Consider the following 26,272-nt stretch of genomic DNA (forward strand, 5'->3'; position numbering starts at 1 on the left):
GCAACAAGAACGTTAATTACTCAGCAGCTGCTTCAACAACTTCAACTAGAGTCCAAGACTTAGTTTTAGAAATTGGGCGGCTTTCTTTAATGGTTACAACATCACCAGCTTTCGCTGTGTTGTTCTCATCATGAGCATGTAATTTTGTTGAACGGCGGATTAATTTGCCATACAACGGGTGTTGAACTTGGCGTTCAATAAGAACAACGATAGATTTATCCATCTTGTCGCTTACAACTTTGCCAGTTAACGTGCGGACTGTTTTATCACTCATTGTCCGTTCCCCTGTTTTTCGGTAAGGAGGGTCTTAATACGAGCAATCGTCTGACGAGTAAGTGCAACTTCATGCGATTTACCCAATTGACCAGTTGCTTTCGCCATACGAAGACGGAATTGGTTAAGCTGTTGCTCATCAAGCAAAGCTGTCAACTCTTCTACCGACTTTTCACGTAGATCTTTAGTTTTCATTACATTACCGTCCGAGTCACGATAGCGGTTTTAAACGGAAGCTTAGCTGCTGCAAGCGTAAACGCTTCGCGAGCCAATTCTTCGTTAACACCATCAATTTCGTACAAGACTTTACCTGGTTTGATTTGGCAAACCCAATATTCCACAGAACCTTTACCTTTACCCATACGCACTTCAAGCGGCTTAGAAGTAATCGGTTTGTCCGGGAATACACGGATAAAGATCTTACCACCACGCTTAATACGACGGCTAATTGTACGACGCGCTGCTTCAATTTGACGCGCAGTCATTTGACCACGTTCAACTGATTTAAGTGCAATAGTACCGAAAGATACTGTGCTACCGCGGTGTGCTAGACCAGTGTTACGGCCTTTCTGCACTTTACGGAATTTAGTACGCTTAGGTTGCAACATGGATTATTCTCCTTTTTCAGCAGAACGATCATTGCGACGACCACGACGCTCTTGACCTTCACCACGACCACGACCACGTTTAGCTGGACGTTCTTCTGCTGGAGCTGGGTTCATGACTTGTTTCATGCCGCCCAAAATCTCACCACGGAAGATCCAAACTTTAACACCAATCGTACCGTAAGTAGTCTCAGCACGCATAGTCGCATAGTCGATATCTGCACGAAGCGTATGTAGAGGTACACGACCTTCACGATACCACTCAGTACGAGCAATCTCAGCACCACCTAAACGGCCTGAAACTTCTACTTTGATACCTTTAGCACCAGCACGCATTGTGTTTTGTACTGCACGCTTCATAGCACGACGGAACATTACACGTTTTTCCAATTGAGAAGCGATTGCTTCAGCAACTAGACGCGCGTCTAAGTCTGGACGATCAATTTCATTGATACTTACTTGCGCAGGAACACCCATGATAGATGTTAATTCGCGTTGTAGTTTCTCAATATCTTCGCCTTTTTTACCGATTACGATACCAGGACGAGCAGTGCTAATAGTTACTTTAGCAGCGCCTGTAGGACGTTCGATAAGAATGTTGCTGATCATCGCGTTTTTAAGTTTTTTGATTAAAAACTCACGAACTTGAAGATCTTTAAGCAAGTATTCAGCGTATTGTTTCGGATTCGCATACCAGTTAGCGTTATGACGTTTCACAACACCTAGGCGGATACCGATTGGATGAACCTTCTGACCCATATCAAACCCCTACCTTAACGGTGATGTGACAAGTACGCTTAGTAATACGATCTGCACGGCCTTTAGCACGTGGCATAATACGTTTCAGGCTCATGCCTTCATCAACGTAGATCGTAGAAACTTTAAGGTCGTCTACATCTAAACTGTTATTGTGTTCAGCGTTTGCAATCGCAGATTCCAACGCTTTCTTAACTAGAACTGCAGCTTTTTTGTTGCTGAAGTTAAGGATGTTAAGCGCGTGCGCAACAGATTTGCCGCGGATAAGATCTGCAACCAAACGAGCTTTTTGTGCCGAGATAGCGGCACCGCGTAATTTAGCAGTTACTTCCATCATAGCACCCATTAACGTTTAGATTTCTTGTCAACACCGTGACCGCGATAGGTACGAGTTGGTGCAAATTCACCAAGCTTGTGACCAACCATGTGTTCAGAAACGATCACAGGAACGTGGTTACGGCCATTGTGTACAGAAATTGTTAAACCAACAAAATCCGGTAGGATCATCGAACGACGCGACCAAGTTTTGATCGGCTTACGGTTATTAGCCGCGATAGCCGCTTCAACCTTAGCGAACAAGTGCGCATCGACGAATGGGCCTTTTTTCAGAGAACGAGGCATTGTCAGATTCCTTTACTTGTTACTTAACGCGACGGTCGCGAATGATCATCTTAGTCGTACGCTTATTGGTACGTGTCTTGTACCCTTTAGCTTTTTGACCCCATGGGCTTACAGGTTGAATACCTTTGTTACGCCCTTCACCACCACCGTGCGGATGGTCAACTGGGTTCATTGCCATACCACGAACGGTAGGACGAACACCACGCCAGCGCGATGCACCAGCTTTACCAAGCGAACGAAGATTGCTTTCCGAGTTAGATACTTCACCTAACACAGCGCGACATTCAACGTGAATTTTACGCATCTCGCCTGAACGTAGACGAACGATAGCGTAAGAACCGTCACGACCCAACAGCTGAACTGAAGTACCAGCTGAACGAGCAATCTGCGCGCCTTTACCGATTTTAAGTTCGATGTTGTGAAGAGTAGAACCGATTGGCATGTTGCGAAGCGGCAAGCAGTTACCTGGACGAATTGGAGCATCGTTACCAGACTGTACTTTATCGCCAGCGCGAAGGCCTTTAGGAGCGATGATATAACGACGCTCACCATCAGCATACAATACAAGTGCAATGTGTGCAGTACGGTTAGGATCGTATTCGATACGCTCTACAGTTGCAGGAATACCATCTTTGTTACGTTTAAAGTCAACTAGACGGTAGTGCTGCTTATGACCGCCACCAACGTGACGAGTCGTGATGTGACCGTTATTGTTACGGCCGCCAGTACGTTTTTTAGCTTCAACCAACGGAGAGTACGGTGCGCCTTTGTGAAGGTGATCATGAACTACTTTCTCTACAAAGCGACGTCCTGGAGACGTTGGCTTACATTTTTGAATAGGCATAATTCTCGTCCTTATTCCGCTGTGCTTTCAGCGGTATCGCCCAAGTCAGCCATTTCAACATCTTGGCCAGCTTTCAGGGTGACGTATGCTTTTTTAACATCAGAACGACGTCCTAATGTTTTACCAAAGCGTTTAGACTTACCTTTAGTGATAGTCGTGTTAACTTTAACAACTTCTACACCAAAGAGTTGTTCCACTGCTTTTTTGATTTCAAGCTTGTTTGCGTTGATAGCAACTTTAAACACTTGAACACCAGCAGTTTCACCTAAAACTTGTGCTTTTTCTGAGAATACAGGTCCTTGCAGGACTTGATAGATACGTTCGTTGTTCATCCGAGTTCTACCTCAATTTTCTTAGCAGCAGCTACAGACATAACAACTTTGTCGAACGCAATCAAGCTAACCGGATCGATTGCAGCAGCATCAACCACATCTACGTGTGGAATATTGCGTGCAGCAAGATACAAGTTCTCATCAACAGCATCGGTAACGATCAATGCACGAGTTGCATTCAAGTCGTTAAGCTTTGCAAGCAATTCTTTAGTTTTTGGAGCTGCAACAGCAAACTCATCAACTAAAATTAGGCGATCTTGACGAACAAGTTCAGCCATGATGCATTGCATAGCACCGCGGTACATTTTACGGTTTACTTTTTGAGACCAGTCTTGTGGACGAGCAGCAAAAGTTTTACCACCGCCAACCCAGATTGGGCTACGAATAGAACCAGCACGAGCACGGCCAGTACCTTTTTGACGGAATGGCTTGCGGCCACCGCCAGAAACGTCTGCACGTGATTTCTGAGCTTTTGAACCTTGACGGCCACCAGCTAAATAAGCTGTAACCACTTGGTGAACAAGAGCTTCATTAAATTCACGACCGAACGCAACTTCTGATAATTCAACAGCAGAGCCGGAAACAGTATTTAAATTCACGTTATTTCCCCTCAGGCCTTGATCGTAGGACGAACGATTACGTCGCCACCAGTAGCACCAGGAACCGCGCCTTTAACAACAAGAACTGAACGTTCTGTGTCGATAGCAACGATCTCAAGACCCTGTGTAGTTACGCGTTCAGCACCTAAATGGCCAGCCATTTTTTTGCCTTTGAATACGCGACCAGGAGTCTGGTTTTGACCAGTAGAACCTAAAACACGGTGAGAAAGCGAGTTACCGTGAGTTGCATCTTGCGTACGGAAGTTCCAACGCTTAACACCACCTTGGAAACCTTTACCTTTAGATTGACCAGTTACGTCAACAACTTGACCAACCTGGAACAATTCAACGGTAAGCGTACCACCAACTTCACGACCTTCAAGATCAGCTTCTGTAGCGCGGAATTCTTGAACTAGACGACCAGCTGCAACACCTGCTTTCGCGAAGTGGCCTTTCTGAGCGTTAGTTACGCGAGATTCGCGACGTTCACCAGTAGTGATTTGAATCGCTTGATAACCATCAGTTTCAAGCGTTTTGATTTGAGTGATGCGGTTAGGATCAACCTCAATCACTGTAACAGGCACAGAAACACCAGCATCTGTAAAGATACGTGTCATACCGCACTTGCGACCGACTAAACCAATAGCCATGTGCATAAACCTCTAAAAAAGCGGCCTAATTAACTTAGAGTGTTAATTAACCCGAAAGCCTTAACCCAATGCGATCTGAACATCAACACCAGCTGCAAGATCTAACTTCATCAATGCATCTACAGTTTTGTCTGTAGGTTGAACGATGTCGATCAAACGCTTGTAAGTACGGATTTCGTACTGGTCACGCGCGTCTTTGTTTACGTGTGGTGATGTTAAAACGTTAAAACGTTCAATGCGTGTTGGCATTGGAATTGGACCACACACTTGTGCTCCAGTACGTTTTGCGGTTTCTACGATTTCTTGAGCAGATTGATCAATCAGGCGATGATCAAAAGACTTAAGACGGATACGAATTCTCTGGTTAGACATACCAGTAAACTCCAAGCCAAATATATAAAGAATCACTCCTGACGCATCTCACCCCACTTTAATACGGGTAAGTGTCAAGAGCAGTGAAATATCACTAAGGTCGTGATCGATGCCACGACTGTAACGATAGTTAACTACTTTATTCGCAGTTAACCCCCTTCCTATCGAAGGGTCGCTTATTATAGCCATTGTTTAATGCATAAGCAAATCCCTTTTATGGTTTTATCCAAGTTTTCAATTTACCCCCTAAAACAAGAGTTTATTTTCTGAATGCAGGGCAGTTTTCGCCAAGACATATTCTATAGCTCGATTTAATATCTGATTTCCTTCAACAAACTTATTTTTATGGGTCTTTTTTAATTCAGAGAGATCCTGAACATATTTTCCTGAAAATTGTGCAAGCTGCTCCTCATCTTCCAAAAATAAAGACAGGGTTTCTGGGGTACTCTCTGGATGAAACTGAAAACCGAGCACATTTTTGCCCAACTGGTACATCTGATTACGACAGGCTTGGTTTTCTGCCAGATGCACTGCCCCTTTGGGTATTTCAAAGCTTTCACTATGCCATTGCAGAATATTGAACTGTTCGGGTAAGCTAAAACATTCTTGCGGTAGATTGGCTACCTTGTGTACCGTGGCCCAGCCCAATTCCTGCTCAGGATTACGACTGACGCCCGCCCCCAATGCATTGGCAATCAATTGTCCACCCAGGCATAAACCGATTGCCGGTTTGCCATGTGACAGATAACGACGCAACCAGCGTTTCTCTATCTTTAACCAGGGGAAATTCGCCTCATCATTGACACTCATGGTTCCGCCCATGATGATCAGTAAATCGACGTCCTCAACCCTTGGCAAAGCCTCAATCTCTAAAGGACGATCCAACGGTAAAGCAAAAAACTCAGTCGCACTAATGTACGCCTGATACTGCTTTAAAAACTCATGACAACTACCATAGCCTTCACCAGCAATATGCTGAAAATAATGCACTTTTAAATGCGACTTCATGCTCCTCAACCTATTTTTTAGCTAGATAGTTTTAGGTTTTGCAAAAATGAAGCCAACTTTTTTCAAGGACCAATTTTTTTAACAATTCACAACCGAACTGGCAGTGAGTCACAGATTCTCTTAAGCTAAGGTAATATTTGATTACATTTAAGGGCATTCACGTGAAAAAAAACGCTCAAACCACCCTGATTCATGCACCACGAAAAGCCCCTCAATCCATTTCTACGGTTCAACCTCCCCTGTTTCGTGCATCGACCATTATTTTTGAGAATACTGATGCGCTATTTAATCGCCACTGGACCGATGCTTATGACTATAGCTACGGCACCCACGGCACACCCACGACATTCACCTTAGGCGATAACATCGCGCAAATTGAAGGGGGTGAATACTGCCTACTTGCGCCGAGCGGTTTATCCGCCATTAACCTGGTGAATTCTTGTTTCTTGAGCCAAGGTGATGAAGTCTGGGTTGCCGATAACATCTATGGCCCAAACATGGAACATCTGCGCAATCTGGAAACGCGTTATGGCATTGCGGTCAAAGTGTATAACCCGCTTGAGGTCGAAACCTTTACACCAAGTGAAAAAGCAAAACTGCTTTGGCTGGAAGCGGCCGGTTCAGTCACACTGGAGTTTCCAGATCTGGTCGGTTTAATCAAAAAAGCCCAGGCACATCATATTTTGACGGCGCTGGATAATACCTGGGGCGCAGGTCTGGCTTTTAATGCTTTTGATTTTGGCGAAGAGCATTTAAGTGTCGATATCACGGTTCATGCCCTGACCAAATATCCAAGCGGTGGTGGCGACATCTTGATGGGCTCAGTTGTTACACGAGATAAAACCCTGCATCACAAACTGTTCCGTACCCATGCCATTCAGGGCATTAGTGTTTCTGGTGATGATGTGGCGCAGGTACAACGCAGTCTGGCTTCGATGCAACTGCGTTATCAGCATCAGTCCGAAAGCGCACTGACTTTAATGAAGTGGCTCAAACAGCAAACTGAGCTTGTTCAAGTTTTACATCCAGCCGATCCAGATTGCGCTGGACATCAATACTGGAAAGATATTTGTAAGACAGGTCAAAGTGCCGGCCTGGTTAGCGTGATTTTTGATCATTCTTATAAGCTGCAAGATATTCGCAATTTCTGTGACAGCTTAAACCTGTTTAAGCTCGGCTTTAGCTGGGGTGGTCCTGTTAGCCTGGTCATGCTCTATAACTTAAAAGACATGCGTGTACTGAAACATTCACATTTAAAAGATGGCTTTTTGGTTCGTTTTTGTATCGGACTGGAACATCCGCAAGATTTGATTCAAGATATCCAGTACGCCCTAGAACACATGAAAAAGCCTAAAAATGAATAATAAACAATAGGAAAAGTTATGTGAGCACCCCTTGGTATTGCTAAAAAACCACAAATACCATGCAAGACATTGTCTTATGCTCACAGCTTACCAGTCGGCATGGTCTGCTTGTCGGTTTAACTGAAACTAAAAAAACAGTCACTCTTATTTATGAACAGAGTGTCGATCGGAATAGTGCTTTTGAAATGCTGCAAAACCCAAGTGGCCGAACCTCAAAAAAATGCCAAACAAGCAGAATTTGCAAAACAGCAAGCCAAGGAACAGTGACCTCTAACCGGTGAGCAACAAAAGGAATTAGAACACGCGACTTAGGCAACCTAAAAAGTTCATAAAAGATACTGATCGATTTATCAAACTGCGCACGCAGGCTCGGAGATGATACCGGGGAGAATTGTCCGCGAGTTTCATGACTGCTTTTTCAGTGAAAATAGCACGATTTATTCCTATCAAGATTTTTAAAATTATGGGATATTCAGATATCCCATAATTTTTTTATGGTTTTATTAAAAGATGTATTTACAAGGCATGCTTTAAGATGTATTTTAAATACATCTTATAAATAAACAGCCATGAGAGATCAAACATGACTCCGCAGCAAATTGACCTTGTAAAAGCAACAGTGCCTGTACTCCGCGAAAATGGTGTGGCACTCACGGGCTATTTTTATAACCGCATGTTAGGCAACAACCCTGCCCTTAAAGAAACGTTTAATATGGGTCACCAACGCAGTGGTGCACAGGCGCAAGCTCTTGCCGGCGCTGTATTGGCCTATGCCGAAAATATTGAAGACCCATCTGTACTTTTACCTGTGGTTGAGCTGATCGCGCATAAACACGTGAGCTTAAACATTCAAGCGCCAGACTATAATATTGTGGGTGAAAACCTGCTGCATTCTATTAGTGAAGTATTAAGCATCCCGATGGAAGATCCATTAATTGATGCTTGGGCTACAGCTTATGGTCAATTGGCTGACTTGTTCATCAGCACTGAAAAAACGATCTATGAGCAGCATCAGCAAACCAAAGGTAGCTGGTTAGGCTGGCGCAATTTCAAAATTGCCCGAAAAGTAGTAGAAAGTGACGAGATTACTTCAATCTATCTACAACCGGTAGATGGTGGCGATTTACCGAAATATGAAGCGGGTCAATATATTTCAGTTCGTGTATTCGTAGAAGAACTCGGCTTAAAACAGCCGCGTCAATATACGCTTTCAACCAGCCCTCAAGCAGACTATTTGCGTATTTCAGTTAAACGTGAACCGGGCAATGGCGCAGATCAAGTTGCAGGTTGGGTGTCTAACACTCTACATGGTTTGCCGGAAGGTTCAGAAATTGAAGTATCTGCACCAACAGGTAACTTCTACCTGATCGATCCAGCTAAACGTAATGTGTTTATCAGTGGTGGTGTTGGCCTGACGCCAATGATCGCGATGCTGAACCAGCTGGTGACTCTGGATATGCCACAACCTGTGACCTTTATCCATGCTTGCCGTAGCAAACAGGTTCATGCGATGCACCAGCATATTCATGACCTGAAAGCAAAATATCCGCACTTAAGCACCCTTACTGCTTATGAATTTCCACATCAAGCTGACAAACTGGGTGAGGATTATGATGTAGCAGGTCGTCTGGATCTGAGTACAGTTGATGCAGCGCTGTTACCAGTCAATGCCGATTACTACCTTTGCGGCCCAATGCCATTTATGGCAGAACAGCAAAAAGCACTCGTTGCCCGCGGTATTCCTGCTGAAAATATTCATAGTGAAGCATTTGGTACAGGTGGGGTTCACCACTAAGCCCTCGCTTCAAGCTGAATAGGTGGGGCTAGTCTGGTTATGCTAGACTAGCCCTTATCTATTTAATTCTTAAAGATATTAGTGCGATCATGCAATTAAACAAATTTACCGACTATGCTTTGCGTATTTTAATGTACATCTCCCAGCCGCGAGATACGCTGTATACGATTGCGGAAATTGCGCGAGATTTGTATGTGTCACAAAATCATTTAATGAAGATTGTGCATTTCATGTCGAAACAAGACTGGATTATTGCCACACGCGGTAAAGGCGGCGGCATCCGCTTAAATCCTACTACACTAAATCTAAAACTCGGTGAGATCGTGCGTAGCTTGCAGGGTGAAAATCATGTGATTGTCGAATGTAATACCCCACCCTGCGTACTGCGTAGCAATTGTGGTTTAAAAGGTATTCTCGACCATGCGCTGGAACAGTTTTACCAAAGCCTGAACCAATATACCCTGGCCGATGTGCTCACCCCATCTAACCAATCTCATTTTAGTACTGTTTCTCCAATCGGTTTAATTAACCTGATGGATTAAGTTGCAATAGCATTGCAAAGCAAAGTTCGCTTGCCTGTGCGACTTCCTTTATAATGTTTCTTTGTAGATCATTTATTGAAGTTGAGTTATGCACCACAGCAGAGGAAAATCCAAAAACAGTAAGACAGCCCATGCACCCAAGCAAAAGATCAGCTACGAGAAAAAAGTTGATTCTGCTATTACTGAATATTCTGTGCGCTCACTCAACTGGCTACGCAAAGCCGAATTTTTAATGAGTGCACCAAAACTCAGTCTTTGTGTAGAAGATACAGGCTATGAAATTGCTTTTGCCGGTCGCTCCAATGCCGGTAAATCCAGTGCGATTAATGCCCTGACCAACCAGAAACAGTTGGCACGTGCATCAAAAAGACCCGGCCGCACCCAGATGATTAACTTTTTTAGCTTGGGTAATCCAGATCAGCGTCTGGTCGATTTACCAGGCTATGGCTATGCTGCCGTACCAGAGGCGATGAAAATTGTTTGGCAAAAAGAACTGGAAAATTATCTGATTCATCGCAAAAGCTTACAGGGCTTGGTGCTGTTGATGGATATTCGTCATCCGCTACAACACTTTGATGTGATGATGCTGGAATGGGCTTATTCACGTCATTTGTTTGTGCATGTTCTTTTAACCAAATCAGATAAGCTGAATCGTGGCCCTGCCTCTAAAGCGCTTCAGGAAGTCAAAGCCGCATTAAAAAAAATGAAACTGGACTTCTCGATTCAATTGTTCTCCTCTATGAACAAAGAGGGACTTGAAGAACTGGCCAGCGTCATGGGCGGCCGTCTGAATTTCACTTTAGATCAATCAACTCAATTTGATTTGGACAGTATTCCGGAAGTATCGGCTCATGATCTAAATCAATTCGATGAACCAGTTGAACTCGACTCTGGGTCTGATGCAACTGCTATTGGTGAGGTTTCACCGCATGACTTAAATGAAGCTGAAGAACCGCTTGAATTACTTGAGCAGGATCAGTCAGAACTTAAAGCAGCAGATGAGCTAAACCAGAATAAACGCTCAGCTGAATAATCAAATGACAAAATATTTGATTGATTAATTTAAATTAAAAACCTCCGTTATGCCGCATAACGGAGGTTTTTTTCTAAGGTGATTTTCACCATATCAAGCTGGTCAAGTGATAGCAGCGCCGGATTGATCAGATTTACCTGTTTTTACATGAAGACTGCATTGTTTACTTAGTGATTAAATCCTGATTCATATTAGAATAAATCTTGATCAGCCTTAGATCAGGAACCCATTATGAAACCATCTATCTCTGTGATTACGCTGGCTGTTCAGGACATAGAACAGCCATTGCAATTTTATTGTGAGGGTTTAGGCTTTAAAAGTGACGGAATTATGGGGCAGGAATTTGAATATGGTGCGGTGGCGTTTATTCAACTGCAATCCGGTCTTAAGCTTGCCTTATGGCCGCAGCGCAGCCTTCAGCAAGATACCGGTCTTGAATTGAGCCCGATCTGCCCAACCCAAATGGCGCTGGGACATAATGTCTATAGTCCATTAGAGGTTGACCAGATCATGGTACTGGCTGAACGTGCGGGCGCTAAAATTATCAAAGCTGCACACACCACCTTTTATGGCGGATATGCTGGTTATTTTCAGGATCCCAATGGTCATCTCTGGGAAATTGTCTGGAATCCGGACTTAGATAAAGATTAAACCGGCGCTTCAGGTTCACGGGTATGCCGGTCTACCACCACACTGATCATCATATCGCCCTGCACATTCACCACGGTACGTACCGTATCCAGTAAACGGTCGATCGGCAATAAAATCGCAATCGCCTCGGCAGGCAATCCCACAGATTGCAACACCATAATCATGGTGACCATGCCAGCGCTTGGAATCCCAGGTGCGCCTAAGGATGCAATCATTGCCGTGGCACAGACCACCAGCTGTTGCCCCAGACTCAGATCCAGCCCCATTAAATTGGCAATAAACAAGGCGGCGGCTGCTTCATAGAGTGCTGTGCCATCCATATTCAGCTGTGTTCCCAGTGGAATCACAAAACCTGCCGTATGCGGACGTACGCCCAGATTTTCCTGCGCACATTTCATTGACAGTGGCATGGTGGCCGAACTGGAACTGGTGGCAAATGCGGTAATTAAAGCAGCGCGTGTGCCTTTAAAGAACGTGATCGGATCCATCTTGCCAAAAATCCACAGCAATAAAGGCAATACCACGATGCCATGGAAAATGGTGGTTCCGGTGACCACGGCCGCAAATTCAGCCAGACGACTGAGTACCGAAATATCCTCAGTCGCGATCAGCTTGGCCAATAAAGCAAAAATACCGAAAGGTGCCAGTTTCATCACCCAGCCAATCATCAACATCATGATTTCAAAAAACTGGTGACTCAACTTGCGCACGGTACGGAATTTATCTCCGCCTGCGACCAGTGCCACACCGACAAACAAGGCAAAGACCACCACTGCCAGGACATTGCCATCTGAAAATGCCTTAAACGGATTGATCAGAGTATTTTGGATAAAATTGGTAAAGAAAGAAGATGGCGTTAAGGTGTCCGGAGTCTGATGCTGCGCCATGGCATCCTGGAACATCAGTACATCGACACCCTTGCCGACATCAAACAGATGTGCACAGGCCAGACCTAAAATGAGTGCCAAAGTCGTTGTGGTCACACAGCACATCAGGGTGATTTTCCAGGTGCGATTCAGTTGTCCGCCTGCCTGTAGATTAGATACCCCGACCACAATCGACGTAAAAATTAGCGGAACCAACAGCATTTTTAATAAGCCGATAAAAACACTGCTGACGATGCCGATGCCGTATAAACTGACATCAAAAAATGAGGTCTGCGGAAATATTGTGAGTAAAAATCCAAACAGCACCCCCAATACGGCGGCAATTAAAATTTGCGTATTTAAGCTCATCTTTTCATGCATTTTAATATAGATCTTAAGCGGCACTATGCCATGCCGATTCTACAGAATCGAGTAATATTTTATAAACGCGTGCCTAGAACAAGATCTCAAATAATGATTGTTCTGCGGATTAAAAACAAAAAAACCGAATCTGGGATTCGGCTTTTTGAGCAAAAATATAAAAATTATTGGGTTTCGATTTCACGTAAGCGGATCAGCCCTTCCTGCGTGGTACTACAGACCAGTTCGCCATTCTGCCACATCCGTCCAAAATTCAGACCACGCGAACTGGCACTCTGGGTGGCATCCATGTCATATAGCATCCATTCATCGGCACGAAATGGCTTATGGAAGTACATGGCATGGTCAATACTGGCACATTGCAGGCTTGGCGAAATATAGCTCAGACCATGTGGACGCAGTGCCGTGGTCATCAAGGTAAAGTCTGAATAGAAAGCGGCAATGGCCTGATGCAAAGAAATCTGATCCACTTCTGCAGCAATTCGGTCATGCGTGCGGATATAGTGCGCATAAGACGGCGCTTCCGGTTGCGGCTGAAACGGATTTTGCGGATTGATCGGGCGAATCTCGACATGACGATCACGGGTGAAAGACGCACGGACATTTTCCGGAATAAACTCAATCATTTGTTTGATCAGTTCTGCTTCATTTTTCAGGCTTTCTGCTGGCGGATATTCCGGCTCTGAAATCTGGTAATTGAGACCTTCTTCCTGATGCGCAAAAGACACCATACACATAAAAATAGTGCGACCATGCTGAATCGCACGTACTTGACGGCTGACAAAGCTCTTGCCGTCACGGATACGATCCACTTCATAAATAATCGGTGCATTGACATCTCCACCAAACAGAAAATAGGCATGTAACGAGTGTGCCGGACGGTCTGTGGTATAAGACGCAGCGCGGAGTGCCTGCCCTAAAACCTGCCCACCAAACACGCGCTTGCCCACCAGATTACGGCTGATTCCCCGAAAAATGTTTTCTTCTAACTTTTCCAAGCTGAGCAGCTCGACCAGTTCCTGTGTTAAGGCATTCATAAGCAACCTACGTAATATTGGAGATATCCCAAAAATGGAAAAACAGATCTAAATAATTAATCTGGAATATTCTGCCACAAAATCAGACCGAAACTCTAAAGATTGCATGACTGTTCTGTCATACTGATGTCATAAGTGACTAGGAAAAGCATCTGCTTTCACGCTAAAATTAGAGCACTTCTGTTGAAGTTGTTAAAAAAAGATATATGGTTTCGCTTTGGAAACCCGCAAAAATAAACCCCCTCAGAAGTCCTGTGGTTTTGGTCAGTAAAATTAGGAGCAGCTATGTCCAAGAATGGCTTTGGTCAAATGTATCGCAAGCTTTCAAGTAAGCTACTTGATCTTGTGGTTACCCCTCATGTTCTTGGGGAAGTACCAAGTGAAGTGACAGCACCTGAACCTGATCAGACTGCAACAGAATCGCGAAAGCTGGTCTGCTACGTTTTACAGAACCATTCGCGTAGTAATGCGCTGGTCGTCGATGCAGAAACCCGCCGTTTAAAGTTGCCAGCTGCGCTCGATCCAATGCAACTGGGCAATAGTAAGGAAAAAGCTTCGCTGCTGTTTTTACAGCATCATGATGAAAATAACCTGCTCAGCTCACCGCCGCATGCGTTTCCGCCGCGCCTGTTACGCCTGATTGAAATCCTGGAACAACATCCTGGACTAGATGTGGAATTGGTACCAGTCACGGTGCTTTGGGGACGTGAACCTGAAAAAGAAGATTCCTGGTTCAAACTGCTATTTACCGATACCTGGTCTACGCCAAGCCGGGTCAAGCAACTGGTCAATATCGGTCTGCATGGCCGTCAGTCTTATTTAGAGTTTCACGAACCCCAGTCTTTACGTGCCATGATTGAGCATGCCAAAGAAACGCATCCAAATTCAGCGCCAGCGACTTATATTGTTAGCACTTTAAATGATTATCTGGATGGTCAGCGCGAAGTGATTCTCGGGCCGGATCTGTCCGATCGCCGTAACGTCATGCACGGCCTCATCAAATCGCCAGATGTACAGGCTGCGATTCGCAATGACAGTATTCGCAGTAAAATCTCGATGCTGGAGTCTGAACGTCGTGCCATTGGTTATCTGAACGAAATTGTTTCCGATTATTCTCATTCGACTGTACGCTTTGCCGATAAAGCCCTGACCCGCTTATGGACGCAGCTCTATGACGGCGTGGAAGTGCATAATTTCAGTACCGTGCGTGAACTGGCCAAAGATTATGAGATTGTCTATACCCCATGTCACCGCAGTCACATCGACTATTTATTATTGTCTTATGTGATCTATCGTCGTGGCTTGATGGTGCCGTATATCGCTGCGGGCGATAACCTGAATATGCCTTTTGTGGGTCAGATTTTACGTGGTGGCGGTGCGTTCTTTATCCGCCGTACTTTCCGTGGCAATGCGCTCTATACCACAGTCTTTAAAGAATATTTATATAGCGTTCTGTCACGCAATACCCCACTGGAATACTTTATCGAAGGTGGTCGTTCACGTACTGGTCGTTTGCTACCACCTAAAACTGGGATGCTGGCGATGACCGTACATGGTCATTTACGCGGCAAAGCCAAACCAATTGTCTTTGTACCGACCTATATCGGTTATGAACGCCTGATGGAAGGCGGCACTTATGTCGGTGAGATGAGCGGCAAGCCGAAAGAAGCCGAATCTATTTTTGGTATTGTCAAAACCCTGCGCAAAATTGAACGCATTTTCGGTAAAGTGCATCTGAATTTTGGTGAGCCGGTATTTCTGGATAACATCCTGAAACAGCATGGCGCAGAAAATATTAAAATTGAAAAGAACGATGATCCAATTCCACAAGCAGTTTCTGATGCAGTAAACAGCTCTGCGCAAGCGATTCTGGAAAATATCAACCGTGCAGTGGTGATCAATCCGGTATCGCTATTATCATTGATCCTGTTGGCCACGCCAAAACATACGCTGGATGAAGAAATCTGTATCAAGCAGCTTGATACTTATCGTACCCTGCTGGCGGCATTACCTTATGATGAACGGATGGAAGTTACACCGCTTTCAGGCAAAGAAATTATTGCCTATGCAATGAAGCTAAAACTGATCAAACGGGTAAAACATGTGCTGGGCGATATCATTGCCATTGAAGATAATCAGGCAGTTTTGCTGACTTATTTCCGTAACAATATCGTGCACTCCTTTGTGCTTCCGTCATTGATTGCAGCACTGGCTGAACACAATGGAACGATTCGCCGTGATGATGTCGTCAACATCAGCAGCACCCTGTATCCATTCCTAAAAGCAGAGCTGTTTTTAAAATGGCGTGAAGATGAGATTCAGGATCAGGTCAATGCACATATTGACAACTTGATTTCTGCCAAACTGATCACGCAAGATGGTGAAAATCTGCTTGCTCCGGCACCCAATACTGAAGTCCATCATCAGCTCGAAGTTCTGGCTGCACCAGTGACTCAAAGTCTGGAACGTTATTATATGACTTTGGCACTGATTACCCAACGTGGTTCAGGCAACATTTCGACCCGTCAGGTTGAAGAATTGAGCTATCTGGTTGGTCAGCGTTTATCAGTTCTATACGAATTCAACTCGCCAGAATTCTTCGACAAAGCCCTGTTCCAGAGCTTTATTAAAGTCTTAACCCAAAAAGGTTATCTGTGTACCAATGACGACAATGCCATTGTTTTTGATGAGCAGCTGACCAACGTAGCGCAATATGCAGATCTGGTACTGGATGAAGTGAAATTACAGATGCTGCATCACATCACCGCCTTTACGGATGAAGAACTGAAAGAAGCTTTGGATGCAGTTGCGGCTGAACAAGCCAAGAAACGTGCGAAGCGGAAAAAGAAGTAAGGCTTTTTTATTCCCTCTCCTTTCAGGAGATGGGAAGCAGTGCTTCATAAGGGGATGAGGGAGAATTTAATCCTCCCCTAACCCCTCCTTTTCCAAAGGAGGGGAATTTTCTTTAATTTAAAAAAGGATGAAGATAGCTCTTCTGTAAGGGAGAAGTTTCAAATTTATTCATCAACCCCAAATAATCCTCAAAACAATCTGTATGCTTTAATTCAAATCCTGTTTTTTGCATCCGAGTTGTATAGAGCTTTTTACCGGTGACCTGCTTGTTCTCAACTTCGAGTAAAGGCAGCCCCATCTGCTGCTGAAACCATTGCAAGACTTTATGTAAAAGCTGTGGCTGGTTATTGCTCACAATATAAGAAGACTCAGGATGTTCCACGTGAATCATCTGTGACAAGAAATGTGATAAATCTTCGATATGAATCCGGTTTGACCAGTGCAGATTTGGATAGCTGGTCATAGATACTGCCATTTTTTGTAAGCGCTCTACCGATGTTCCATAAATTCCACTTGGGCGAATAATTGTACATTGCTCAGGATAAGCCGCTAAATAGGCCTGCTCCATCCGATACAGGATTTTTCCTTGCACATCGTTGGGCTGTAGAGGCGTTTCATCATTGATATTTTCTCCAGCATTTTGCCCATAGACCCGTGTCGATGACACCACCACAATCCGCTGCACTGGATGCTGTTTCAAGGCAGTGACAATCGGCTGAACTGAATCCAGATAGGTCTGTTGATAACCATCGACAGCACTTTGTTTTGGACTAAGCAATACATAGACCCAATCAATCGGTGTGACTGTCGTTAAATTCAGTTTATGCACATCTTGAATCAGATGAGTTGCAAAGGAATCTGTTTTGGGACTTGAGCTAATTGTGCTAATTTGATGACCTTGCTCAAATAGTTGTTTAGCAACACGCCGGGATGTTTTACCATAACCGATAAATAGAATATGCATTGAGCACCGAATCACGAATCTGGTTGAGGGGACATGGCTGCAGTCCATCAGTTACAAGGCGTTGGCAATGCCGCCGCTGCATTACTTGAAAAATTAAATATCTTCAATACTGATGATTTGCTTTTTCATCTACCACGTGACTATGAAGACCGTAGCACGATCATTCCCATGAATCAATTGAGCGTGGGGCGTAGCTATTTGCTCGAAGGTATCGTCAAAGGTGTGGATTTCCCGCCGGGTAAACGCAAGTCCATGGCTGTATTACTGGATGATGATTACGGTAAAGTCACTTTGCGTTTTTATCATATTTATAAAGGCATCACCGATCGCTGCAAGCTCGGTCACCGTTTAAGAATTTTTGGTGAAGTCCGGGTCGGTGCGCGCGGTCTGGAAATGTATCATCCCGAGCTGCAAGTCATTACTGAAGATACCCCGCTACCGCAAACCCAACTTACCGCGATTTACCCGGCCACTGAAGGTCTGACCCAGCCAAAAATACGCGATTATATTCAGCAGGCTTTGGCTCAGTATAGCGATCATCTGCCTGAACTGCTGCCAGCAAAATTTAGCAATGGTTATGCGTTAAAACAGGCACTGGAATATATCCATCATCCGCCAGTCAATGCCAATATGTTACAACTGGCACAAGGCTCGCATCCCGCACAGCAACGCCTGATCTTTGAAGAACTGGTGGCGCATCAGATCAGTTTATTGACCCGGCGTGCCTTTATTCAGCAGGTTGAAGCCCCTTCATTTTCACCGAGTAAAACCTATGCCAAACAGCTTCTGGCCAGTCTGGCTTTTGAAATGACCGGTGCGCAAAAACGTGTATCCAAAGAAATCGCACAAGATTTAAAAGCCAATAAACCGATGTTACGTCTGGTACAAGGCGATGTCGGTGCCGGCAAAACATTGGTGGCCGGTGTCGCAGCCTGTCATGCCCTGGAAGAAAGCTGGCAAGTGGCGTTGATGGCCCCTACCGAAATTCTGGCCGAGCAGCATTATCTCAACTTTAAACGCTGGTTTGAGCCACTAGGTCTTAATATCGCTTGGCTGTCCGGCAAGCAAAAAGGCAAAGCCCGCGCCGCAGCGGAACAGCTGATTCGGGACGGGAGCGCCCATCTGGTGATTGGCACCCACGCCCTGTTTCAGGAGAATGTCGAGTTTGCCAAACTCGGTCTGGTGATTATTGATGAGCAACACCGCTTTGGAGTCGATCAACGTCTTGCACTCAGAAATAAAGGCCTGGATGGCATGTCCCCGCATCAGCTGGTGATGACCGCAACCCCGATTCCCCGCACCTTGGCCATGTCGGCTTATGGTGATCTGGATACCTCGGTGATTGACGAGCTGCCACCGGGTCGTACCCCGATTCAAACGGTGACCATTCCACTGGATCGGCGTGAACAAGTTCTGCAACGTATTGCGACGAATTGCGCTGAAGGCAAACAGGCCTATTGGGTCTGTACCTTGGTGGAGCAATCCGAAACTTTAGATGCCCAAGCCGCGGAGGCCACTTTTGCCGAAATTCGGGAACGCTTTCCTGCGCTGAATATCGGTCTGGTACATGGCAAAATGAAAGCCGATGAAAAACAGGCGGTGATGCAGCAATTTAAGAATAATGAATTACAGCTACTCATTGCCACCACCGTAATTGAGGTCGGGGTCGATGTACCCAACGCTTCCATTATGGTGATTGAAAATGCCGAACGTTTAGGCCTGTCACAGCTACATCAGCTACGTGGCCGGGTCGGCCGTGGTGCCAAAGCCAGTTTTTGCGCCCTGCTATACAAGCATCCGCTGTCGCAAAACGGTCAGGAACGCTTAAGAATCATGCGTGAAACCAATGATGGTTTTATGATTGCCGAGAAAGATCTGGAATTGCGTGGGCCAGGTGAATTACTGGGGACTAAACAAACCGGCGATATGAATTTCCGCGTGGCCAAACTTGAACGCGATGATCACCTGCTCAATCAGGCACATTATGTGGCGCAGCAAATTTTAAAAGATTATCCAGATCAGGCTGAGGCGTTATTACAACGCTGGCTACCGGAAGCACCGCGTTATGCCTATGTTTAAATTACTGGCACAGGGAATCTCCAAGCTGAATACGCTTCAGCCCTGCCAGTTGTGTCAGACTGATTATCAGAGCATTTATTCAGTCTGTCAGGATTGCTGGCAGCAGTTGCCGTGGATACATCAAACCATTCAGCGTCAAGAAATGCAGTTTCAGATTGCCTGCGATTATGCCTACCCAATGGATCGGTTGATTCAGCTGTTTAAATATGAACAGAAGCTGCATTTGCAAAATTTACTGGCCGGTACGCTGTTGAGTTTAGAATTACCCAAAGTCAGTGCAATAGTCCCGATGCCGATCTCGACTGAACGCCTGGCCGAACGCGGTTATAATCAATCTCTGGTGCTGACCAAGCATGTGGCGAAAAAATTGAATGTTCCCATCTGGCAACCTGTTAGCCGGCTGAAACAGCATTCACAAAAAGGCTTAAGCCGTCTGGAAAGAATCGAAGATATCCAGTCGCAATTTCAGATCAGTACACCGTCTAATATTCGTTACCGACGCGTACTGATTATTGATGATGTGGTGACAACCGGCAGTTCGATTCTAGCGCTCACTCGAAAACTTGAAGAGCTAGGCTGTCAGAAAATTTATGCAGCCTGTCTGGCAGGTGCACAAATCTAAAATTTAAGCTTGGGCGAGTAAATGTGACTTCACCCAAGGAATCACAATTTCAGTGGTCAAGGGTGCCAGTAGCACCTCGTTTTCATCCAGATCAACCCATTTCATTTCAGCGATTTCTGCTTCAATTTTAGGTGCTTGATCGAGACTTACCCAATAGACATAACTCACCAGTTGATGATCAGGTTCATTGGCAGTCTGGGTTTCAAAACGGCCAATGAATTGCTGAATCTGGGCTTGCGTGCCAATTTCTTCCTGAATTTCACGCAACATGGTGGCTTCTGGGGTTTCATTTGGCTCCAGCTTGCCACCGACCTGCATAAAGCAGGATGTTCCTTGCTTGCGAACCACCAGCAGTTGCTGCGCTTCATTTAAAATAATGGCTGCAGCCACCGTAATCACTTTCATTTATTTTCTACAATTGCGTATTCTGGATAACTTATTTTACAAGGTCGGTCTGATCAACCATACCCCATTTGGCTTCAGGCGGCTGATAACTTTCGAATTGGCGCAAAATATCGTCCAGATCATCACTGATAATCAAAGCCTCAGTGAAACGTGATTTAGTAAAACCCTTCTCCGTGGTCATACGGATGAATTTAATCAGGTCATCATAAAAACCATCGGTATTGAGAAAAGCACAAGGCTTCTGATGAATCCCCAATTGTGCCCAGGTCCATTGTTCAGAAATCTCTTCCAGTGTTCCTGCACCACCGGGAATGGCAATAAATCCCTGAGCCAGTTCCGACATCCGGGTTTTACGCTCATGCATATTATCCACCACATACAGCTCGGTAATATGTGGATGTGCCAGCTCACGATTGACCAGCTGCCTTGGAATTACGCCTATCACCTTACCGCCCGCCGCCAATGCACTATCAGCCACAATACCCATTAAGCCAGAACGACCTCCTCCATAAACCAGCGTTTGCTGTCGTGCCGCCAGAGTCTGACCGACTTTTTCGGCAACCTGCGTATAAAGAGGATCCGAGCCAAGCGCTGAACCACAAAAAATTGCGATAGAATTCATCATTTCATCCTCTAATTGACGCCATATTGTACGAAATCGCGGCAAGTGCGCTTTTTACCAAAATAACTGCTTAATATCAGTGTTTTTATTCAATTCCTTGTCTAAAATACACCCATTCCAATTCACATACTGCGCCCGGGAGAAAAGACAGCATGCTTGAAGCCTTTTACGCCACAGAGCGCGGTAGCTTAGAAGATATCACGATTAATGGTGATTTCGACCTGCATCCAGATTTAGTCTGGCTTGATCTGATTGCGCCTTCACAGGAAGAGCAGCAATGGATTTTAGATGCCTACGAGCAAAATTTACCGACCTTAAAATCGCTGGAAGATATTTCCTCGAGTGCCCGATTTTACCGTGATGATGACGGTATTTTGCATATCAGCACCTATTTTTTAACCAAGAATAAAAACTATCAGGTCGAAAACGAACACGAAGATGAATCCAGCATGCTGGCAACAGTACAAACTGTTGCATTCATTCTGCACAAGGATCGTCTGTTTACTTTGCGTGGTGAAAAACTGGTGGCTTTTCGTGCCTTTCGTGCCCGCGCGCGCCGCAATGATTATGAAATCGATTATAAAGATCCAACCTGGATTTTATTGGGCTTACTCGAAGCCAAGCTGGATGAGCTGGCCGATATTCTGGAAGATGTGCATAAAGATTTAGAGAAATATTCAACTGAAGTGTTGAATAACCGCCATCGTGAACAGATTCTGGATCTGGATGACATGATTACCCGCTTGGCGCAACTTGAAGATATGTTGGGTAAAGCGCAACTGTGTTTAATCGATTTACGCCGCGTCCTGACCTTCCTGTCGCGTCCACGCGCCTTGGGCAGTCATATTTATGATGCGGATATTCGAGAACTGAGTGAAGATGTGCGCTCGCTGGTCGAGCATGATGCTTTCTTGTTCCAGAAAGTGCGTTTCCTGCTCGATACCACGTCCGGATTCATTAACACTGAGCAGAACGATACCATTCGTCGATTCTCGATTCTGCCAAGTATGCTTGCGCCCCCAATGCTGATTGCCAGTATTTACGGTATGAACACCGAAGTGCTGCCCTTTGCACAAGGCACCATGAGTTTCATCATGGTCAGTATTATTTTAATTGGCTTCCTGATTGGCCCATTAATTTACTTTAGATGGAAGAAGTGGATCTAGAATCCCTCCTAACCTCCCTTTTGAAAAGGGAGAGATGTTTCCTGTCAGGGAGAGGTTTTTTTATTAGATATCCCTTTCTAAGTCTCACTTGCTCTTTAGATTTAAAGCGAAGTGCAAGAAATGCCTGTATTTAATTCATATTTATTTAATCCCTATTCAACTTCTCTTTAAAAAGTGAAGAAAATGGTTAGGGAGGATTTTTACACCCCTCTCTCTAACTCTCTCCCTGAGGCAGAGAGGACGTGCAATCCATATTTAGATCTATTTGATTTTAATGATTTCTTAAAATTTGATCACAATAAAAAAGCACCTTTCGGTGCTTTTCTTTTACTGAACGATGTTTAAATCATCCTGCAAATGGCTGGCCTGAATGATATTCATCATTTTAGCAGGAACAGCTTTAAACTGTAGCCCTTGAGCCTGAGGAGTCTGGCGCAACCAGCGCACCAACACTGCCAAAGCCAAAGTACTGCCACTTTCAAGCTCAGCCAGGTTAACCACAAGTGGAAACTTGCTTTGTGACTGGATCACACGCAGACCATTTAAGTAATAGTCCTGTGCATTGTCATAGTCAATCTTGCCTGAAACCTGTAGTTCCTGATCCTTGAATGTAATCACGGCTCACCTGTTTGATTATTTCTTGTCGATTGCAGCTTCTGCATCCGGTTTAAAGTTGGCAATTGCTTTATCAATATTACCGCCATTACGTTTTACCGTCGCAGCAAACTGGTTACGGAACTGCAAACCCAGGTCAATACCCGATACGTTGATGTTGCGGATTTTCCATTGTGAACCCTTGTCCACCAGCTGGAATGCTACTGGAATTTTCTCGCCTTTGTTATTAAAGTCGATGGTCACAACAGGGTTTTTGCTGTTGCTGGCCTTGTAAGGACGCACGCTATAAGTCTGATTACTGAACTTGGCAAAGGCAGAACCATAGTTTTCAATTAAGGTTTCACGGAAATTCTTTTCAAACTGCGCACGCTGTGCCGCCGTACTATATTGGTTCGTGGCATACGTGCCCATCACAATACGTGTGAAAGACTGAGAATCAATATACGGATCCAGATTCTGGCGCACAATGCTTTTGACCAAAGCTGGATTTGATTGCAGTTTTGCATTGTCAGCTTTGAGGCGCTCAATTAAACCATCTGCTACTTTTTTAATAAAAGCAGGTGGTGCTTCAGACGGTGCAGCAAACACTGTACCAGCAACCATTGTTGAAAGAATGCTTACTGCAAGCGTTTGTTTTACTAAAGTCTTCACTGAATTCTCCTCAATCTATTATTCAACAAATGCAGGTTCTGCATCTGTTGTTTCTGAAACTGTCGTCTGTTCCGATGTAGTTTCTTGACTATCTGACGATTTGCCGGCACCACCGGTAATAAACTTCGTCACCAAATCTTCAATTTCCATAGTGCCTTGGGTATTGGCAATCTGATCGCCGCGTTGCAAATAGCTCAGACCACCACCTGGAATAATTTTCAGGTACTTTTCACCCAATAAGCCATTGGTCGCTACCATAATATAAGCATCTTCATCAATATTGGTGATGGATTTCATGTTAGCTAACAGTTGTTTTTCCATGTCTTTTTGTTGCGCAGGTGTCGCTGCTTCATAGTCCGAGCTGTAGCGTAACTCGTCCAGAGCTTCCTCTTGAACTTGCTTTAATTGTTCAGCATTAAACGAGGTCAATGAGCCATCTAAGGTCATATGTACGGTTGCCAGACGCGTTACAGGATCCAGGGTAATCTCATCGACCTGTCCCACTTTCACCCCGCTTAAAGCGACTTTGGCACGTGGCTTGATGCCATTCACATTTTCAAAAGTTGCCGTCATTTTATAGCTGTCGGAAATATTGCTGCCGACCAGACCACTGACACGCATCGCTAAAAAGAATAAGGCAATACCAAATAAAATAACAAAAACACCAACGGCCAGCTCACTAGTACGTGATTTCATTAAACACCTCCGAACATGACCGCAGTCAACACAAAATCAAAGCCTAAAACGCACAGTGAAGAATAGACGACTGTACGCGTTGTAGAAGTTGCAATACCTTCCGATGTCGGTACACAGGCATAGCCTTGATATACTGCAATCCAGGTACACATTAATGCGAATACAAAACTTTTAATAATAGTGCCATTCAAGACATCTTTATAGAATTGCACGCTGCTTTCCATGCCGCTCCAATAAGCACCTTCATCGGCCCCCAAAAAGTCTACACCGACCATTTTGCCGCCCATAATTCCGACTGCGGCAAAGATCACCGAAAGCATGGGCAAGCTGAAAATCCCCGCCCAGAGACGTGGCGAAATCACCCGTTTTAAGGGATCCACCCCGATCATTTCCATACTGGACAATTGTTCAGTGGCTTTCATCAGACCAATTTCTGCGGTCAAAGCCGAACCGGCACGTCCTGCAAACAGCAAAGCCGCGACCACAGGTGCTAATTCACGCAGCAAGGTCAACGCCACCGCTGTACCAAGCATGGATTCACTGCCAAAGGTCGACAGAATACTGAACATCTGCAAGCCAAGCACGGCACCAATAAACAGACCAGAAACCACAATAATCAGCAGGGACAATACCCCGACCCGATACATCTGATAAATAAATAGTCTTACCCCCAACCAGGTCGGCATGGAAAATAAGATCTGCAACAGCATCAGGGTTGCGACCCCAATCCCCTGTACACGTTCAATAACGCGTCTACCTAATGCGGCAATTGCATTCATGAACGTACCTCATCACTTAAATAAGCCCGATGACTAAACTGATAATCGACTGGACCTTCCACCGAACCCGTCAGGAATTGCTGCACAAAAGTTGAAGGATGCACTTTTAGCTCTGCCGGTGTTCCTTCGCCCTGGATCTTGCCTTCTGCCACGATATAAATGTAATCAGCAATGGATAAGGTTTCTGTCACATCATGCGAGACAATAATCGTGGTCAGATCCAGTGCTTCACGCAGAGAGCGGATTAAACGAGTCAACACCCCCATCACAATCGGATCTTGTCCGGCAAAGGGTTCATCGTACATGATCAGTTCAGGGTCCAGCGCAATCGCCCGGGCTAAAGCCACACGTCGGTTCATACCACCAGACAGTTCCGATGGCATCATTTGCTCTGCACCGCGCAAGCCGACGGATTCCAGTTTCAATGCCACGATTTCCTTAATTAGATGTTCTGGCAGTTTGGTATGGGCCCGAATTGGAAACGCGACATTTTCATACACGCTCATATCGGTAAACAAAGCACCGCTCTGAAATAGCATACCCATCCGTGCACGTGCTGAAAAAAGTTCGGAACGTGACATCGAGGCAATATCTTTGCCATCCAATAAGACCTGACCATGCTCAGGCGTCAGCTGCCCACCGATCAATCTTAATAAGGTAGTTTTACCAGTTCCGGATGGCCCCATAATGGCGGTAATCTGCCCACGACGAATATTTAAACTCACGTCGTCATAAATCACGCGCTCGCCTCGTTTGAAGCTCAAATTCCTGACTTCAATCAAAGACTGAGTATCTCGCGCTGTTTGATTTTTCATAGCTGAGTTTATTCCTACATTTTTTCAGCATGCATACTATAAAGGAACGAAGTTCAAAATGTTAGCAGTTGAAAAAGGTGGGTGAATATCATAAAAAGATGACAATAATTGATTATTTCGTGTTTTTTATAATAAAAATATGTACTTAGGCTTAAAATGACTAGATTGATTAATTAAAAACACTGTATAAATAATAGATAATATTACATAAAATCAAAGTCAATGCGATATATGGCATATGCACCTCTATCAATTGAGATCGAGCAGCTAAACTTT

General features: G+C 44.8%; 31 protein-coding genes and 1 pseudogene. 10 read left to right on the forward strand and 22 right to left on the reverse strand.

Features of this window, described 5'->3' with window-relative positions:
• Positions 1-16 precede the first annotated feature (16 nt).
• The 12 genes from rpsQ to FTU44_RS11800 all read right to left on the reverse strand — a co-directional run bounded on the left by rpsQ (position 17) and on the right by FTU44_RS11800 (position 6,060).
• On the reverse strand, positions 17-274 hold the full coding sequence (rpsQ, locus tag FTU44_RS11745) for a 30S ribosomal protein S17 (RefSeq protein ID WP_004281504.1): 258 nt from the start codon (positions 272-274) through the stop codon (positions 17-19).
• Positions 271-468, reverse strand: coding sequence for a 50S ribosomal protein L29 (rpmC, locus tag FTU44_RS11750; RefSeq protein ID WP_004281505.1), 198 nt, complete (start codon positions 466-468; stop codon positions 271-273). The genes rpsQ and rpmC overlap by 4 nt, the downstream gene beginning before the upstream one ends.
• Positions 468-881, reverse strand: a complete 414-nt coding sequence (gene rplP / locus FTU44_RS11755; RefSeq protein WP_004281506.1) for a 50S ribosomal protein L16 — start codon at positions 879-881, stop codon at positions 468-470. The genes rpmC and rplP overlap by 1 nt, the downstream gene beginning before the upstream one ends.
• A 3-nt stretch (positions 882-884) precedes the next feature.
• Positions 885-1,637 (reverse strand): 30S ribosomal protein S3, encoded by a 753-nt coding sequence (gene rpsC, locus FTU44_RS11760; protein WP_004281507.1) that lies wholly within the window; start codon positions 1,635-1,637, stop codon positions 885-887.
• A 1-nt stretch (position 1,638) separates the two neighbouring features.
• Positions 1,639-1,968, reverse strand: coding sequence for a 50S ribosomal protein L22 (gene rplV, locus FTU44_RS11765; RefSeq protein ID WP_001982638.1), 330 nt, complete (start codon positions 1,966-1,968; stop codon positions 1,639-1,641).
• Between the two features lie 11 nt (positions 1,969-1,979).
• Entirely contained in the window at positions 1,980-2,255 is a 276-nt protein-coding gene (rpsS, locus tag FTU44_RS11770) for a 30S ribosomal protein S19 (RefSeq protein ID WP_004281508.1), read from the reverse strand.
• Between the two features lie 19 nt (positions 2,256-2,274).
• Entirely contained in the window at positions 2,275-3,099 is an 825-nt protein-coding gene (gene rplB / locus FTU44_RS11775) for a 50S ribosomal protein L2 (protein WP_005094148.1), read from the reverse strand.
• Positions 3,100-3,110: 11 nt separating this feature from the next.
• Positions 3,111-3,431: a 50S ribosomal protein L23 gene (gene rplW / locus FTU44_RS11780; RefSeq protein WP_005094149.1), complete on the reverse strand. Its 321-nt coding sequence runs from the start codon at positions 3,429-3,431 to the stop codon at positions 3,111-3,113.
• Positions 3,428-4,030, reverse strand: a complete 603-nt coding sequence (gene rplD / locus FTU44_RS11785) for a 50S ribosomal protein L4 (RefSeq protein ID WP_005094150.1) — start codon at positions 4,028-4,030, stop codon at positions 3,428-3,430. Before rplD ends, rplW begins: the two co-directional genes overlap by 4 nt.
• A gap of 11 nt (positions 4,031-4,041) precedes the next feature.
• Complete coding sequence (gene rplC / locus FTU44_RS11790; protein ID WP_005094152.1) at positions 4,042-4,680, reverse strand: 50S ribosomal protein L3; 639 nt, start codon at positions 4,678-4,680, stop codon at positions 4,042-4,044.
• A gap of 60 nt (positions 4,681-4,740) precedes the next feature.
• Positions 4,741-5,052 carry a 30S ribosomal protein S10 gene (rpsJ, locus tag FTU44_RS11795; protein WP_000070912.1) on the reverse strand — a complete coding sequence of 104 codons (312 nt, stop codon included), beginning with the start codon at positions 5,050-5,052 and terminating at the stop codon, positions 4,741-4,743.
• Positions 5,053-5,298: 246 nt separating this feature from the next.
• On the reverse strand, positions 5,299-6,060 hold the full coding sequence (locus tag FTU44_RS11800; RefSeq protein WP_180050817.1) for a type 1 glutamine amidotransferase: 762 nt from the start codon (positions 6,058-6,060) through the stop codon (positions 5,299-5,301).
• A 161-nt stretch (positions 6,061-6,221) separates the two neighbouring features.
• Between FTU44_RS11800 and FTU44_RS11805 the strand changes: the two genes are divergently transcribed.
• The 6 genes and pseudogenes from FTU44_RS11805 to FTU44_RS11825 all read left to right on the forward strand — a co-directional run bounded on the left by FTU44_RS11805 (position 6,222) and on the right by FTU44_RS11825 (position 11,445).
• A complete protein-coding gene (locus FTU44_RS11805; protein WP_159138630.1) occupies positions 6,222-7,424 on the forward strand; it encodes a PLP-dependent transferase in 1,203 nt (400 codons plus the stop codon).
• 59 nt (positions 7,425-7,483) lie between these two features.
• A pseudogene (locus FTU44_RS15325) lies at positions 7,484-7,571 on the forward strand (hypothetical protein); the annotation flags it as partial.
• A 436-nt stretch (positions 7,572-8,007) separates the two neighbouring features.
• Positions 8,008-9,219 (forward strand): NO-inducible flavohemoprotein, encoded by a 1,212-nt coding sequence (gene hmpA, locus FTU44_RS11810; RefSeq protein WP_180050820.1) that lies wholly within the window; start codon positions 8,008-8,010, stop codon positions 9,217-9,219.
• A gap of 89 nt (positions 9,220-9,308) precedes the next feature.
• Complete coding sequence (locus tag FTU44_RS11815) at positions 9,309-9,761, forward strand: Rrf2 family transcriptional regulator (RefSeq protein WP_100357821.1); 453 nt, start codon at positions 9,309-9,311, stop codon at positions 9,759-9,761.
• An 88-nt stretch (positions 9,762-9,849) separates the two neighbouring features.
• A complete protein-coding gene (yihA, locus tag FTU44_RS11820) occupies positions 9,850-10,794 on the forward strand; it encodes a ribosome biogenesis GTP-binding protein YihA/YsxC (protein WP_005168732.1) in 945 nt (314 codons plus the stop codon).
• A gap of 231 nt (positions 10,795-11,025) precedes the next feature.
• A complete protein-coding gene (locus tag FTU44_RS11825; protein WP_180050822.1) occupies positions 11,026-11,445 on the forward strand; it encodes a VOC family protein in 420 nt (139 codons plus the stop codon).
• Here the strand turns inward: FTU44_RS11825 and FTU44_RS11830 are convergent.
• Together FTU44_RS11830 and FTU44_RS11835 are read right to left on the reverse strand one after the other, a co-directional pair.
• Positions 11,442-12,680: a dicarboxylate/amino acid:cation symporter gene (locus tag FTU44_RS11830; RefSeq protein WP_034608350.1), complete on the reverse strand. Its 1,239-nt coding sequence runs from the start codon at positions 12,678-12,680 to the stop codon at positions 11,442-11,444. The two genes, FTU44_RS11825 and FTU44_RS11830, sit on opposite strands and share 4 nt — an antisense overlap.
• Before the next feature lie 176 nt (positions 12,681-12,856).
• A complete protein-coding gene (locus tag FTU44_RS11835) occupies positions 12,857-13,729 on the reverse strand; it encodes an acyl-CoA thioesterase II (protein ID WP_005094170.1) in 873 nt (290 codons plus the stop codon).
• 285 nt (positions 13,730-14,014) lie between these two features.
• Here FTU44_RS11835 and plsB point away from each other — a divergent pair, with 285 nt between their 5' ends.
• On the forward strand, positions 14,015-16,582 hold the full coding sequence (plsB, locus tag FTU44_RS11840; RefSeq protein ID WP_180050825.1) for a glycerol-3-phosphate 1-O-acyltransferase PlsB: 2,568 nt from the start codon (positions 14,015-14,017) through the stop codon (positions 16,580-16,582).
• Between the two features lie 112 nt (positions 16,583-16,694).
• Here the strand turns inward: plsB and FTU44_RS11845 are convergent, their stop codons facing one another.
• Positions 16,695-17,546, reverse strand: a complete 852-nt coding sequence (locus FTU44_RS11845) for an NAD-dependent epimerase/dehydratase family protein (RefSeq protein WP_180050828.1) — start codon at positions 17,544-17,546, stop codon at positions 16,695-16,697.
• Between the two features lie 33 nt (positions 17,547-17,579).
• On the opposite strand from FTU44_RS11845, the gene recG reads away from it, so the two are divergent.
• Positions 17,580-19,625 carry an ATP-dependent DNA helicase RecG gene (gene recG, locus FTU44_RS11850; protein WP_180050831.1) on the forward strand — a complete coding sequence of 682 codons (2,046 nt, stop codon included), beginning with the start codon at positions 17,580-17,582 and terminating at the stop codon, positions 19,623-19,625.
• The gene (locus FTU44_RS11855; RefSeq protein ID WP_180050833.1) at positions 19,612-20,247 is read left to right on the forward strand and encodes a ComF family protein; all 636 of its coding nucleotides are present in this window, start codon (positions 19,612-19,614) and stop codon (positions 20,245-20,247) included. Before recG ends, FTU44_RS11855 begins: the two co-directional genes overlap by 14 nt.
• 3 nt (positions 20,248-20,250) lie before the next feature.
• Here FTU44_RS11855 and FTU44_RS11860 read toward each other — a convergent pair whose 3' ends face one another.
• Positions 20,251-20,652 (reverse strand): NUDIX domain-containing protein, encoded by a 402-nt coding sequence (locus tag FTU44_RS11860; protein WP_159138636.1) that lies wholly within the window; start codon positions 20,650-20,652, stop codon positions 20,251-20,253.
• Positions 20,653-20,683: 31 nt separating this feature from the next.
• Positions 20,684-21,274 carry a TIGR00730 family Rossman fold protein gene (locus tag FTU44_RS11865; protein ID WP_005094184.1) on the reverse strand — a complete coding sequence of 197 codons (591 nt, stop codon included), beginning with the start codon at positions 21,272-21,274 and terminating at the stop codon, positions 20,684-20,686.
• A 152-nt stretch (positions 21,275-21,426) separates the two neighbouring features.
• Between FTU44_RS11865 and FTU44_RS11870 the strand changes: the two genes are divergently transcribed.
• The gene (locus tag FTU44_RS11870; protein WP_005168743.1) at positions 21,427-22,440 is read left to right on the forward strand and encodes a CorA family divalent cation transporter; all 1,014 of its coding nucleotides are present in this window, start codon (positions 21,427-21,429) and stop codon (positions 22,438-22,440) included.
• Between the two features lie 327 nt (positions 22,441-22,767).
• Here the strand turns inward: FTU44_RS11870 and FTU44_RS11875 are convergent, their stop codons facing one another.
• Genes FTU44_RS11875 through FTU44_RS11895 form a run of 5 tightly spaced genes read right to left on the reverse strand, consistent with a single transcriptional unit; the run spans position 22,768 to position 25,996 of the window.
• On the reverse strand, positions 22,768-23,058 hold the full coding sequence (locus FTU44_RS11875) for an STAS domain-containing protein (protein ID WP_100329361.1): 291 nt from the start codon (positions 23,056-23,058) through the stop codon (positions 22,768-22,770).
• A gap of 15 nt (positions 23,059-23,073) precedes the next feature.
• Positions 23,074-23,706, reverse strand: a complete 633-nt coding sequence (locus tag FTU44_RS11880) for a phospholipid-binding protein MlaC (RefSeq protein ID WP_005094187.1) — start codon at positions 23,704-23,706, stop codon at positions 23,074-23,076.
• A gap of 18 nt (positions 23,707-23,724) precedes the next feature.
• Positions 23,725-24,402 (reverse strand): outer membrane lipid asymmetry maintenance protein MlaD, encoded by a 678-nt coding sequence (locus FTU44_RS11885; RefSeq protein ID WP_005094188.1) that lies wholly within the window; start codon positions 24,400-24,402, stop codon positions 23,725-23,727.
• Positions 24,402-25,181: a lipid asymmetry maintenance ABC transporter permease subunit MlaE gene (mlaE, locus tag FTU44_RS11890; protein WP_005094189.1), complete on the reverse strand. Its 780-nt coding sequence runs from the start codon at positions 25,179-25,181 to the stop codon at positions 24,402-24,404. Before mlaE ends, FTU44_RS11885 begins: the two co-directional genes overlap by 1 nt.
• Positions 25,178-25,996 carry an ABC transporter ATP-binding protein gene (locus FTU44_RS11895; RefSeq protein WP_180050836.1) on the reverse strand — a complete coding sequence of 273 codons (819 nt, stop codon included), beginning with the start codon at positions 25,994-25,996 and terminating at the stop codon, positions 25,178-25,180. The genes mlaE and FTU44_RS11895 overlap by 4 nt, the downstream gene beginning before the upstream one ends.
• Between the last annotated feature and the right edge of the window lie 276 nt (positions 25,997-26,272).

Origin of the sequence: Acinetobacter sp. YH12105 (genome assembly GCF_013419095.1) — a bacterium.
Taxonomy (GTDB): Bacteria; Pseudomonadota; Gammaproteobacteria; order Pseudomonadales; family Moraxellaceae; genus Acinetobacter; species Acinetobacter pseudolwoffii.